Source organism: Nocardia sp. NPDC006044 (assembly GCF_042871115.1).
Lineage (GTDB): Bacteria > Actinomycetota > Actinomycetes > Mycobacteriales > Mycobacteriaceae > Nocardia.
Genome location: NZ_JBIAID010000001.1, coordinates 1,078,212 through 1,090,531 on the forward strand (window position 1 = coordinate 1,078,212; position 12,320 = coordinate 1,090,531).

Annotated in this window: 11 protein-coding genes; 4 read left to right on the forward strand and 7 right to left on the reverse strand. The window is 69.9% G+C overall.

The annotated features are described in order from the left end of the window. Positions 1–106 precede the first annotated feature (106 nt). Complete coding sequence (locus tag ACFYO1_RS05000; RefSeq protein ID WP_387227288.1) at positions 107–694, forward strand: TetR/AcrR family transcriptional regulator; 588 nt, start codon at positions 107–109, stop codon at positions 692–694. Positions 695–846: 152 nt separating this feature from the next. Here the strand turns inward: ACFYO1_RS05000 and ACFYO1_RS05005 are convergent, their stop codons facing one another. The 3 genes from ACFYO1_RS05005 to ACFYO1_RS05015 all read right to left on the reverse strand — a co-directional run bounded on the left by ACFYO1_RS05005 (position 847) and on the right by ACFYO1_RS05015 (position 3,579). Continuing rightward, entirely contained in the window at positions 847–1,290 is a 444-nt protein-coding gene (locus ACFYO1_RS05005) for an SRPBCC family protein (RefSeq protein WP_387227291.1), read from the reverse strand. Positions 1,291–1,324: 34 nt separating this feature from the next. Further along, a complete protein-coding gene (locus tag ACFYO1_RS05010) occupies positions 1,325–2,620 on the reverse strand; it encodes an alpha/beta-hydrolase family protein (RefSeq protein WP_387227293.1) in 1,296 nt (431 codons plus the stop codon). Positions 2,621–2,784: 164 nt separating this feature from the next. Then, positions 2,785–3,579, reverse strand: coding sequence for a hypothetical protein (locus tag ACFYO1_RS05015; protein ID WP_387227295.1), 795 nt, complete (start codon positions 3,577–3,579; stop codon positions 2,785–2,787). A 167-nt stretch (positions 3,580–3,746) separates the two neighbouring features. Here ACFYO1_RS05015 and ACFYO1_RS05020 point away from each other — a divergent pair, with 167 nt between their 5' ends. Together ACFYO1_RS05020 and ACFYO1_RS05025 are read left to right on the forward strand one after the other, a co-directional pair. Then, on the forward strand, positions 3,747–4,952 hold the full coding sequence (locus ACFYO1_RS05020; RefSeq protein WP_387227296.1) for a sensor histidine kinase: 1,206 nt from the start codon (positions 3,747–3,749) through the stop codon (positions 4,950–4,952). A 42-nt stretch (positions 4,953–4,994) separates the two neighbouring features. Next, entirely contained in the window at positions 4,995–5,660 is a 666-nt protein-coding gene (locus ACFYO1_RS05025) for a response regulator (RefSeq protein WP_387227298.1), read from the forward strand. Positions 5,661–5,667: 7 nt separating this feature from the next. Here ACFYO1_RS05025 and ACFYO1_RS05030 read toward each other — a convergent pair whose 3' ends face one another. Further along, a complete protein-coding gene (locus ACFYO1_RS05030) occupies positions 5,668–6,570 on the reverse strand; it encodes a hypothetical protein (RefSeq protein WP_387227300.1) in 903 nt (300 codons plus the stop codon). A 273-nt stretch (positions 6,571–6,843) separates the two neighbouring features. Here ACFYO1_RS05030 and ACFYO1_RS05035 point away from each other — a divergent pair, with 273 nt between their 5' ends. Continuing rightward, positions 6,844–8,661 (forward strand): protein kinase, encoded by a 1,818-nt coding sequence (locus ACFYO1_RS05035; protein ID WP_387227302.1) that lies wholly within the window; start codon positions 6,844–6,846, stop codon positions 8,659–8,661. A gap of 10 nt (positions 8,662–8,671) precedes the next feature. Here ACFYO1_RS05035 and ACFYO1_RS05040 read toward each other — a convergent pair whose 3' ends face one another. From ACFYO1_RS05040 to ACFYO1_RS05050, 3 genes are all read right to left on the reverse strand, one after another. Further along, positions 8,672–11,164 carry an FtsX-like permease family protein gene (locus ACFYO1_RS05040; protein ID WP_387227303.1) on the reverse strand — a complete coding sequence of 831 codons (2,493 nt, stop codon included), beginning with the start codon at positions 11,162–11,164 and terminating at the stop codon, positions 8,672–8,674. Further along, entirely contained in the window at positions 11,161–11,868 is a 708-nt protein-coding gene (locus tag ACFYO1_RS05045) for an ABC transporter ATP-binding protein (RefSeq protein ID WP_387227305.1), read from the reverse strand. Before ACFYO1_RS05045 ends, ACFYO1_RS05040 begins: the two co-directional genes overlap by 4 nt. A gap of 65 nt (positions 11,869–11,933) precedes the next feature. Beyond that, positions 11,934–12,254 carry a hypothetical protein gene (locus tag ACFYO1_RS05050; RefSeq protein WP_387227307.1) on the reverse strand — a complete coding sequence of 107 codons (321 nt, stop codon included), beginning with the start codon at positions 12,252–12,254 and terminating at the stop codon, positions 11,934–11,936. Positions 12,255–12,320: the final 66 nt, after the last annotated feature.

Sequence of the window (12,320 nt, forward strand, 5' to 3'; positions counted from 1 at the left end):
GTGATCCTTTCGTCGCGAGACGCTCCGTCTCGTCTCGAAAGAATGTCAGGTCGCCCGCACGATGTCAAGACGAGACGGTTCGTCTCGCTGGTGTTACGCTGACCACATGCCAGACACCCCCAGCACTCTCCGTCGCAGCGAACGCGCGCGCGCCGCGATTCTCGCCGCCACCGCCGAGCTGATCCGCGAGCTGCCCTACGGAAAGCTGAGCGTCGAGGCGATCGCCGCCCGAGCCGGCGTCGGTAAGCAGACTATCTACCGCTGGTGGCCGTCCAAGGGTGCCGTCGTCTTCGACGCGATGCTCGAACTCGACTCCGGCCCCGACGGTCTCGCGCTGCCGAACACCGGCGACATCGCGGCCGACCTGCGTCTGCTGCTCCGCGGCTCGGTCGCCGCACTCACCGACTCCGGCTTCGAATCGTTCCTCCGCGCGATCTACATCGAAATCCAGCAGGACCCCGAGATCGGCGCCGCCTACCGCGAACGGCTCCTGCTCCCGCAACGCGCCGCCATCGCCGAACGCCTCGGCGCCGCAGTGCAATCCGGCGAACTCCGCCCCGACCTAGACCTCGAACTCGCCACCGACCTACTACTCGGCCCCATCCAATCCCGCTGGTCCCTAGGTCTCGGCGGCCTCACCGACGCGTACGCCGACGCGGCCCTCGACGCCGCCCTGGCCCACCTGCGCCCCTGACCACGACCGAGCAGTTGGAGCCGGCCGACTCCACCGCTCCGGTCATCGGTGCGGTTATCGTCGGGACGTTCAGGTCCCCAATTCCTGCGCGGCCTCACTCCATTTCGATGGGCACGACCGGCGGATGAAGGCGGTCCAGACCCGTGTTGGGGTCAGCTGACGTGTAGTGACTCGGCTTGTTTCTTGACGCCTGCGGTCATGCCCGCGAATCCGCGTTGAAGGTGTTTGCCGAGTAGCGCGACCACTACGGGGCGCAGCCAGCCGTCTAGTTCGAAGTGGGACTCGTAGCGGGTGCGGTTGTCGCCGAGTGGGGTGAGGGTGTGGGAGCGCAGGCTGTGCAGGGTGCCGAGGGGGACCGGCTTCATCGAATAGCTCAGTTCGTGGCCCGGGGTGTGCGAGCGGATGAATTCGCGTTGGCGGCGCGGACGCGGGCCGAGGTTGACGACCATGTCGATCGGCTCGCCGGGGACCAGCGAGCTGCGGCATTCGCTGACGAAGGGGTTCCACTCGCCGTAGCGGGGGAAGTCGGTGATCACCTGCCAGACCAGGTCGGCGGGTGCGTCGATGTCCACGGTGGCGTCGATGACAAAGGCCATGGGCAATTAGAACATGTTCTATGTGGCATCGCGGTCAGCACGTGCCCAGCGCGGTGCCCTGGTCGGTGCCGTAGCGGTGGCCGTGGCCGGCGGGCGCGTCGAGCGCGGCGAGCAGATCGGCGGTCGTCTGCACGAAGCTGAGCACCGGAAGCCATTGGGGGCGTGGCGCATCCGGCCGGGTGCCGGTCAGGTCGGGCGCACGCCACAGCAGGGCGGGGGACCAGTGCACCACCGGGTCCGAGCTGTTGGCCAGCACGGTCGCGCCGGCGTGATGCACCCGGCCGGCCGGCGGTCCGGCCCAGAGGGCGGCGCAGGTGCGGCGGTCCTGGTCCGCGTCGTCGGCGAATACCGAGCTGCCGCCGATCGCACCGAGGCTCTGCCCGTAGAGGTACAGCTGGGGCTTGTGGTCGAGGGTGCGGATCCGGTTCTCGACGGCGGTGAACAGCGCGCGGGCGGCGTCGACGGCTTGGTCGCGGCCGAAAACGAAGGTCACCCAGCTCGGCGCGTAGGAGTATTGCAGGCCGACCAGGGCGACGTCGCCGCCGAAACGTCGATCGAACCCGCGCACGGCATTGCTGTCGATCCATCCCGAACCCGTCGGCACCATCACCACGAGGTTCGACCGCTCGAAGGCGCCGGAGCGTTCCAGCTCCCGAACGGCCAGCGCGACCCGGGACTCCAGGTCCGGCGCCGAATCCACGCCGACGTAGACGCGAGCCGGTCCCGCCCCGCTCACGAACTTGCGTCCCTCCGCGCCGAGCGAGGACCAGCTCACCGCCGATGCCGCACTACCCGACGTGGCCGCCGAGACCGGTTGCGTCAGCGCCGGATCCAGCGTCGCATTGGCGCCGGCATAGGTCGCCTGCCGCCACCCGACCACCGCGGGCGCGGCGACCAGGTACAGAAACCCGGACATCGCTACGGCCAGCGAAACCCCACGCGCCCAACCCAGCTTGCGCAGCGCCCAGCCCGCTCCGCGGGTGATCCCCACCAGCACGCCGACAATCAGCACCGCCTCGATCAGCCACCGCAGCCAGTAGCCGGCCCCGATCGGCGCCGTGCTCATCGCCGCCCGCAGCAGGTTCTGCCAATGCCCGGCCAGCGTCGCCGCGCCGGCGATCAGTGCCGACATCACACCCAGCAACGGCAGGCGAACCCGAGGCAGCCGCCGATTGATGTCGAAACCCCGGCGCCGCAACACGAATCGAACCATCCCCGCAACGCCCAACGCGAGCGCCACCAGCAACGCGGTCAGAATCGCCTGGGCACCAGGAGTCCGCGGCAGCAGCCCTGGCGACAACGACGCCAGCGTGCCGACCCCGATCGCCATCGTCGTCCCGACGCGCGGCCACCCGACGCGGTGCGCCGCAGTGGATGCCGCCGTGCCGATGCGGCTCCAGCGAGTTCTTCCCTCCCGCAATGAGGTTCGCGATCGTAGATCGTCGAACCCGAACTCACCGGCTTCGATCCGTCGAGTTCTCGGCAGTGTGCTGGTCATCGCGCAACCCCCGGTATCCCAGTCGAATTCACCTGCGCCGCACCGTTCGGCTCGCGTTTCTTGTTCCGCACCGTCAGCACCGCCCCGAGCCCGGCCAGCCCCGCACCGAGCACTCCGAGCAGCTTCCAGCTGTTCGACGAATCCACCTCGGCCACACCGAATCCCGACTCGACCACCGGCGCCCCGTAACCCTGCCGCCGCGAATTCAGATCGACGAACGTGCTCGCGATGGCAGCCATGGCGTTGCACCGCGCCCGGGAGAACGGATCGACCCGGCTGTCGCACGACTCGTGCAGGTGCCGATCGAGGGTGCTGTCCAGCGCCTGCCGCGCCCACGCCCCGAGCGGCTCGCCGCGCTGCTCGGCGTAGCGCAGCAGGTCGTAGCCCAGGTCGTGCGCCTTGCACGCGGTCTCGAACTCGGCCGGCAGCGTCACCGGTGACGAGCAGTCACCCTGCGGATTCACCACCAGACCGTCGAGCAGGCTCGGCCGGTAACCGAACTGTGCCGCGAAGTCGTCCGGGATCGCGGTGAGCGAGCCCGGCCCGCCCGAGGTCAGTTCGGTGACCGCCGCGCCGGCCATGGCGCTCTCGACCGGCACCGGCGCGCTCGCGGCGGCGGCGTGCGGCGCGGGCGCCAGGAAGACGGTGGCCGCCATGGTGGTCAGCGCGGCGGCGGTCAGCGCGGCGGCTCGCCGGGTACCGGAACCGATTGGGGCGGAGGGAGAAACGGGGGCGCCTGCGGCCTGTGCGGACCGCGCCGTCGCGAGTCCTGCGTTGGTCGGTGTGCTCATGATCTAGACGCTAGGAAGCCGCCTCGCTCGCGGGCCTCACGCCGAGGACCGGTTTCGGTGGCCACGCCGCCGGGGGACCCGGGTCACGGCCTCGGACCTGGGTACGGGGTCGGAAATCACCCAGGGGTATGACGTGGCAGCACGCTGGACTTTCTAGGGTCGTAGGTATGAAGCAGCGAAGCCGTGCCCTGAGAAAGCGGATGAACGGGCGGATGTGGTTCGACGCGTTGACGGTGACGGTCGCCCTCATCTTCTTCGCGGTGGCCTGGCCGACCCTGCACCTCACCCACGCGGTGCCGGGCGCGGTGCAGCCGTTCATCGCCGCGCTCGCCGCGTTCCCGGTCCTGCTGGTGCGGATCAATCCGGCGCTCGGCTGGGCGATCTCGGCCGGTTCGGGCCTGCTGATCTCGCTGGCGATCGCGCACCAGCCGAACAACGACATGCCGATCCAGGTCGTGCACATCCTGTCGCTGTTCGTGCTGTTGCTCGCGGTGGCGGTCCGCGCGACGGTGCCGATCATCGGCGTCGCCTGGGCCGCGACCTCGCTGCTGCTCGGCACCACGATGGTGAGCGAGGGCGCGGGCTCGGTGTGGGGCTGGCCGATCGCGCTCGGCGCGGTGGTGCTGTTCGGCCTGCTGGTGCGCTGGCTGGTGCAGTCGCGCAAGCAGTTGGTGCAGCAGGAAGAGGTGACCGAGGTCGAGCGGGCCCGCCGGGCGATCCTGGAGGAGAAGGCCCGCATCGCCCGCGACCTGCACGACGTGGTGGCGCACCACATGTCGCTGGTCGTGGTGCAGGCCCAGACCGCCCCCTATCGGGTCGAGGGCGTAACCCCGGCTGCCCGTGCGGAATTCGAGTCCATCGGCGCCACCGCCCGGGAGGCGCTCAACGAGATCCGGGGCATGCTGGGCGTGCTGCGCAGCGACGGTCAGGCGCCCGAGCACGCGCCGCAGCCCAAGGCCGTCGACGTGCCGGCCCTGTTCGAGGGCGCGCTGCGCGCCGGTGTGCGGATCGCCTGGACGATCGACGGCCAACTGGAGACCGTGCCCGACGCCGCGGGCCTCGCGCTGTTCCGGATCACCCAGGAGTCGCTGTCGAACGCGTCACGGCACGCGCCGGAGGCCGCGGTCCAGGTGCATCTGCGGGTCGGGCCGATCGTGGAGCTGATCGTCCGCAACGACGCCACCGCCACGGTCGCGCGCCCGGTCGGCAACGGCGGGCACGGCATCGCGGGCATGCAGGCCAGGGCGCTGGCGGTCGGCGGCGAGCTGACCGCGGGCCCGAGCGCCGACGGCGGCTTCGAGGTGCACGCGCGGATTCCGCTGAGCCAGTCGGTGACCCTCGACCCCGCGCTGCTGGGTCAAGCCGGTAACTGAGCCGTCTCGCTGTGCGGGCGCAGGCCCCCTTAGGGTAGGTCCGTGGCAATAACCGTGTTGATCGCCGATGACCAGGCGATGGTACGGCAGGGCTTCGGCGCCCTGCTCGCCGCCCAGCCCGACATCAGCGTGGTGGGGGACGCGCCGGACGGCAAGTCGGCGGTGGCCGAGGCCAAGCGGCTGCGGCCGGACGTGGTCCTGATGGACGTGCGGATGCCGGAGATGAACGGGCTCGACGCGGCACGGCTCATCCTGGCCGCCGGGTTCGACCCGCCGGTGCGGGTGCTCATGCTCACCACGTTCGACATCGACGATTACGTGTACGAGGCGCTGAGCCTGGGCGCGAGCGGCTTCCTGCTGAAGGACGCGCCCGCCGAGGAACTGGTGCGCGCGGTCCGCGTGGTTGCCGACGGGCAGGCGCTGCTCGCTCCGACGGTCACCCGCCGGCTCATCGCCGATGTCACCCGCCGCCGCTCCGCCGCCCGGGCCAAGCCCGCGCCCGCGCTGGCCACGCTGACGCCGCGCGAGCGCGAGGTCCTGGAGTTGATCGCGAAGGGCATGTCCAACACCGAGATCGCGGAATCGCTGTTCGTCGCCGAGCAGACCGTGAAAACGCATGTCTCCAAGGTTTTTTCGAAACTGAACCTGCGCGACCGCGCGCAAGCGGTGGTGCTGGCCTACGAGTCCGGGCTGGTCACGCCGGGCTGAAACCCGGTCAGTGCGAGCAGGTTCCGCCGCGCAGCTCGCTCAGATGCCGGCCGAGCAGCACGGCCATCCGGGTCAGGATGGCGGTGGCGTCGTCGTAGGTGCCCGAATCGGCCTGCGCCGCCAGGGCGACGGCGACCATGCCGGACTGCGTCGGCACCACACCGAACTGCCGGACCGTATAGATGCCGGTGTCGTCGTCCGGTCCCCAGCCGCCCTTGAACGCGGAGCCCGCCAAAGTGCCCAGCCCCCAGGACTGGTCGGGCGTGATCTCCGACATCAGTTCGGTGACCTTGAAAGTCTGTGGCAGGCAAGGCAGCCGGGAGGCGAAGCGCACCTGGTTGGCCAGGGTCCATTCGGTCTGCCCGAAAGCCGTGTAGTCCAACTTGGTTCGCGGACCGGCCACCCCGGTGGTGGAGTCGCCGCCCTCGTCGAGCACGTCCTGCACCGCCTGCGCGGCCTGCAGACCGTCGCCGAGCGACTGCCAGAGTTCTTCGGCCGCATCGTTGTCCGAGACCGTGATGGCGGCCTCGGCGTCCTCGAAGATGCTCATGTCCGAGTCGTGCCGCAGCGCCGCGATGGCCAGCGGGACCTTGATCGTGGACCAGGCGATGCCGCTGGTCCAGTCGCCGAAGATGGTCATCCGGCCGCCGCCGACCGGCATGATAGCCAGGCCGACCTGGCCGGCCAGGGTGGGTTGCAGCTGGGTGAAGTCGGCGGCCAGCGAGTCGGGGATGGACACCGACAGGCCGGGCCGGAACGATCCGGCGGTGTCCACGATGACCGCGGGCCGATCGGTCTTGTCGTGATCGCCGGGGAGCAGAGCGCACGAGGTCAGGCCGAGCAGTGCGACCAGGGCCGTGCCGCGCAGCACACCGCGCAGGCCAGAACCTGTTCCCGTCGACTTCACCACGCGTCCTCCCCACCACCATTGTGCGTGTCATCGCTGTCAGTCGGCGGTGCAAAATTTAGCTCATCGGGTCGACCCGATCGGCAACCGGGCGTGAGGCCATTATGAACACGCCGTACTTCGTTGACGTGACCATGATGTCTCTTCCATAGTTTCACCGATTTCCCCCGAGAATTCGAAACCGCGTGGCCACGGGGTTACCGGCTATGCTCCAAACTCTGTACGACGCGCTCGGACGTGACTTCCGGGGGCCGCGGTGGACCTGAAGGGAATGTGTTGCTGACCAGCGGTGCGGTTTTTGCCGGATTCACCATCGAGAAGCTGCTCGGTCAGGGTGGCATGGGTTCGGTCTATCTGGCCCGGCATCCCCGATTGCCACGGCAAACCGCACTGAAACTGCTCAACCGGGAGTTGTTCACCGATACCGAGGTGCGGGCCCGGTTCGAGCGCGAGGCCGATCTGGCCGCGCAGCTCGATCACCCGAACATCGTCGCGGTCTACGACCGCGGCACCGAGGACGACCAGCTGTGGATCTCCATGCAGTACGTCGACGGGGTGGACGCGGCCACGGTGAACCCGCACAACCTGCCGCCCGAGCGGGCGGTGCAGATCATCGAAGGCGTCGCCGGGGCACTGGATTACGCGCACGGCATGGGCGTGCTGCACCGGGATGTGAAGCCCGCCAACATTATGCTGGCCCGGTCCAGCGGCGGCCACAAGGAGCGGGTGTTCCTCACCGACTTCGGCATCGCCCGGCTGCGTGAGGATTCCACGCACCTGACCCAGACCGGCATGTTCACCGCGACCCTGGCCTACGCCTCGCCGGAGCAGATGACGGGGGCGCATCTGGATCACCGGTCCGACCAGTACTCGCTGGCCTGTGCGCTGTACTGGCTGCTGACCGGGATCGCGCCGTTCGACTCGCCCGCCCCGGCCGACATCATCCGCGGCCACCTGCAGTTGCCGCCGCCGTCCGCGGCCGCCCGGCGCGCGGGTCTGCCGCCCGCGCTGGACATGGTCATCGCGGTCGCCATGGCGAAACGGCCGGATCAGCGCTTCGAGTCCTGCCTCGACTTCGCCGCTGCCGCACGGCAAGCGCTCTCCGGCACCGCGCCGTCGCTACCCGCGCCGCCGCCGTACACCCCGCCGCCCGCCCCGACGGTGCTCGCGCAGCCGCCGAGTCAGGGGCAGTATCCGGCGTCGCCGCCCGCCTACGCCACCTCGACCCCGGCCTACTCGCCGCCGCAATACGCGTCGAATCCGACCGGCGGACAGCAGTTCCCGGCCTATTCCGCACCGCCGCAGAATTCCGTTGCCGGACAGTCCTTCCCGCCGGGCAACCCCGGCTATCCGCCCAACTCCGGTGCGGTACAAGCCTTCGCGCCGCCGCCGATGGGTTACGGCCCGGCGAATCCGGGTTATCCGCCGCCGGCCCGCCGCTCGAACACCGGCCTGATCGTGGTGATCGCGCTCATCGTCGTGATCCTGCTGGTCGTGGGCGGCGTCGTGCTCGCGAAGCTGAACAAGTCGGATTCGTCGTCTCCGCTCGACTTCGGCAAGACACCGGCCTCGGACACCCCCGCCGACCCGACGACCGTGGCCAAGGCCTTCCCGAAGATCCTCCCGCAGGGCGTGGACACCCAGTTCGGCATCGGCAGCGGCAAGGGCTATCACGACAAGACCTGTTTCCTGGACACCGCCAAGGCGGGCGACAAGATTTCCAGCGACGACGACGTCCCCGGCTTCCCGAAGTGGGCGACCGGCTGGAACTGCTGGGGCGTGCCGATCAACGAACCCGACTTCATCACGGTCGCGTTCAAGACGCCCGAAGATGCCGAAGCGGCCGTGCGCGACCTGCCGTCGAACACCAAATCGACCGAGCGCAACGGCGGTAAGTCCTACACCACCTACCGCTGGCAGAAGCCCGGCGGTGGGTTCCCGGACGGGTTTTTAGTGGTGAGCTTCGAATCCGATCCGGCGCGCTCGAGCTACCTGTTCTTCGCCAAGGTGACGCTCACCGACAGCCAACCGGACTCCGGCTTCGGCATGACCCAGTCGAAGTTCAAGGCGTGGTTCGCCGACTTGCCGCTGTAGGCAACGGGATTCAGTCGACCGCCAGCGCCGCCACGATCGGCAACCGGGCCGCCCGCAGAGCCGGCGGGATCGCGCCGAGCAAGGCGAGCGCGAGCGCCGCCGTTCCGTAGACCAGCAGCATCGGGCTCGGCCGGTAGACGATGTCGATGGTGAGCGCGTGCGCCATGGCGACGGTGGCCAGGTATTGCACGGCGATGCCGACCGCGAGACCCAGTGCCGCGCCGACCAATCCGATCCCGGCCGCCTCGGCGAGCACCGAGCGCATCAGGAACCTGCGGTTGGTGCCCATGGCGCGCAGCACGCCGAGTTCGCGGCGGCGTTCGAGCACCGACAGCATCAACGTGTTCAACAGGGCCACCGTGGCCACCAGCACGACGATCCAGAGGATGGCGTTGCTCATCGCCGAGCCCTGCCGAATGCTGGACGCGGCCGCGGTGACCGTGTTCGCTCCGGTGTCCACGTGGATGTCCGGCGGAACCAGCTGCCGGATCGCGGCCTGCACCGCCGCCCGATCCACGCCGGGCGCGAAGTCGACCGTCAGGACCGTCTCGCCCGGCCGCTCGTACCAGCGGCGCAGCAGGTCGAGGTCCATCATGACCACGCCGGAGACCGCGGAGAAGTACGGAATCACTTGCAGCACAGTCACGGTGTGCTCGCCGGTCGGCGTCGGCAGGGTCAGCTGGGCGCCGGCGCCGACGCCGAGTGATTTCGCGACGTCACGCGAGATCGCCACGCCCGCACCGGCGGACAACCGGGCGGCCGCCGCGTCGTTCAGCGCGCCCATCTGGGTTCGGCGCGCGTTCGGTGGAAAGCCCTGCAGCATCACGCGTCCGGAGCCGAGCGTGGCGAAGGCCATCTGCCCCGGGCTGACCGCGGCGACACCGGGGACCGCGGCGATCTGTTCGGTCAGTCCGGTAGGCAGCAGCGGTCCGGTGGGGAACTGCGCCATCGATGCCGGGCTGACAGACAGATCGGTCTCGGCCAGATCCTCGAATGTCGCGGTGGCCGAATCGATCATGTTCCTCGACGCCCCGCTCATCGCGACCGTGGCCGCCACGCCGATCAGCACCGTCATCGCGGTCGCCCACACCCGGCGCGGCGCGCGCTCCAGCGTGGTCGCGCCGAGCGCGCCGGCCGCACCGAAGGCGCGCGCGGTCGCCGCGGCGGCCCGGACCAGCGGCCCGGTCGCGGCGAAACAGAGCGTGATGGCCGCGACGAACGCGGTCGAGATGGCGCCGAGCGAATAACGGCCCAGGTCCAATTCGGCGATCACCACCGCCGCGACGGCCAGCCCGAGGCCCGCCGCGATCGCCGCCCACCGCAGCAGCGGACCGGTCGCGTCGGTGCGCCCGGCGCCGACCGGCGCCAGCGCCTCGACCGGTTCCACCCTGTACACCTGGCGCGCGGCCAGCCCGGCCGCGATCACGCTGGCCAGCACGCACGCGCCGACGGCGACCGGAATCGCGTAGCCGGGCACCAGGTATTCGGTGCGCGCCTCCACCGACGACATGATGGCGGCGGGCAGCTGACCGATCGCCATGCGCCCCATGAGGATTCCGAGCACCGCGCCGGCCCCGCCGCCCAGCACGCCGAGCAGCGCGGCCTCGGCGAGCAGGTCGCGCACCATCGGCCCGCGCCGGCCGCCGATCGCGCGCAACAGCGACAGCATCGGCCTGCGCTGGGCGATCGCCATGCTCATCGCGTTGTAGATGAGGAACGCCGAAACGATCAGTGCGGCAGCCGAAGCCATCATGGTGGAATACCGCACCAGCTGCACCGCCCCGCCCGCCTGCGCGGTGCGCAGGCTCGGCTCGGCGACCACCGCGCGTCCCTCGACGACCTGGGTGAGTTCGGTGCGCAAGGTGTCCACCGAGGTACCGGGCGTGGGAATGACCTGAATCGAGTCCAGCCGCCCGGCCCGCCCGGTGACCTGCTGGGCGAGCCCCAGCGGAGCCGCGACGAGATGGCCGCCGTTGAGCCGCTTCGACGTCGCCGGATCGAGAACGCCTGCCACGGTGACGGTTCCGGAGCCGAGGCGGAACCGCGCGCCCTCCGCGTGCCCCATCCCGGTCCCGACCAGCACCCCGTTCGGCACCGCGATCAGCTTGCCGACCTGTGCGGTCATCGGCCCGGCCAGCTCACCGCCCAGTGCGCCGATGGTCTGGTCCGCCCCGATCAGCAATGCCCGATCGGCCCCGCTGCCGATCTGCGCGCGCAGCATCGGCACCGCCTTGTCGACCCCCGGTGCAGCCGAGATCCGTGGCAGCAGTTGCTGATCGAAGCCAGCGTCGGTGACCCCCGTGACCTCCAGCGTGGCCCGGCCGCCGAGGCTGTGCGTGAGCCGGTCCACCGATCCGGTGACCGAACCGGAGATGCTCAGCACCGCGACCAGCAGCCCCGCCGACACCCCCATGACCACCAGCGACATCAGGGTTCGCCCGCGATGCGCCAGGAGTTCGCCGATATTGAACAGCCGCAACCGATCCCATGCGGCGGCGATCACGCGTCGACCGACCGCTCGGCCAGGTCGTTCGCGCCGATCCGCCCGTCGCGCAACGTGATCACCCGGTCGCAGTAGGCCACCGCGCCCATATCGTGCGTCACCATCACCACCGAATTGCCGGAACCGGCGATCTCGCCGAGCAATTCGAGGATGGACTCACCGGTCTTGGAATCCAGGTTCCCGGTCGGCTCGTCGGCCAGGATCAGCGGCGGATCCATGATCATGGCGCGGGCCACCGCGACCCGCTGCATCTGCCCGCCGGACAACTCGGCGGGCCGATGTCGCGCCCGGTCGCTCAGCCCGACCAGGTCGAGCAGTTCCAATGCGCGCGGCTTCGCCTTGCGTAACCCGGTGCCGTCCAGCAACTTCGGGACCGCCACGTTCTCCCACGCGGACAGGGTGGGCAGCAGGTTGAAGAACTGGAAGATGAAACCGACGCGGTGGCGGCGGAACTCGGACTGGCGCTCGTCGTCGAGAGACCCGATTTCCTGCCCCTGGAACCGGATCGAGCCCGCGTCCGGCGTGTCCAGCGCGCCGAGCAGGTGCAGCAGCGTGCTCTTGCCGGAGCCGGACGGCCCGATGATCGAGGTGAATTCGCCCGGTTCGATGCGCAGGCTGATCCCGTCGAGCGCGCGGACCGTCTGCCCGCCCACGCGATATTCCTTGGTGACCCCGGACAATTCGAGCATCGCCGGCTCCGGCATCGGTGCCCCACCCTCTGTTCGGTCGGCCGGCGGGTCCGCGTCGGTCAGCAGTTCCGTGTCCCGCACTACCGCGCCATGACTTCCGGCGCGCGCTGGCGGCGACGATACTGGGCATCGAGCACGGCGCGCAGCACCGGTTGCTCGGCGGCCAGCTCGAGGTAGGCCTCGAGCGCCGACTGTCCCTGTGCCGTGGCCTGATCCAGCTTCGCGTCGAGGTGGATGTTCCAGCGATAACGCAGCGCGAGCAGCAACCCGTCCGCGTCGCCGAACAACCGCTCCAGCTCCGGGATACCGGTGAACAACCGGGGATCGGCCGGATCGACGGCGGCGCGGACTAGGACGGCGTGCACGATTTCGGTGCGGGCATGCTGATCTTTCCAGGACATGAGCCTCGCCTTTCCGTGTGACGCTGGGTCTCACGTTACGGACGAGTGAGTCCGGTTGTCTTCGTG

What these genes read in the sequence shown, in the direction of transcription:
- ACFYO1_RS05020 (WP_387227296.1), top strand. Translation starts at nt 3,747, where the DNA reads ATGAAGCAGCGAAGCCGTGCCCTGAGAAAGCGGATGAACGGGCGGATG.
- ACFYO1_RS05005 (WP_387227291.1), bottom strand. Translation starts at nt 1,290, where the DNA reads ATGGCCTTTGTCATCGACGCCACCGTGGACATCGACGCACCCGCCGAC.
- ACFYO1_RS05045 (WP_387227305.1), bottom strand. Translation starts at nt 11,868, where the DNA reads ATGCCGGAGCCGGCGATGCTCGAATTGTCCGGGGTCACCAAGGAATAT.
- ACFYO1_RS05050 (WP_387227307.1), bottom strand. Translation starts at nt 12,254, where the DNA reads ATGTCCTGGAAAGATCAGCATGCCCGCACCGAAATCGTGCACGCCGTC.
- ACFYO1_RS05010 (WP_387227293.1), bottom strand. Translation starts at nt 2,620, where the DNA reads ATGGCGATCGGGGTCGGCACGCTGGCGTCGTTGTCGCCAGGGCTGCTG.
- ACFYO1_RS05000 (WP_387227288.1), top strand. Translation starts at nt 107, where the DNA reads ATGCCAGACACCCCCAGCACTCTCCGTCGCAGCGAACGCGCGCGCGCC.
- ACFYO1_RS05015 (WP_387227295.1), bottom strand. Translation starts at nt 3,579, where the DNA reads ATGAGCACACCGACCAACGCAGGACTCGCGACGGCGCGGTCCGCACAG.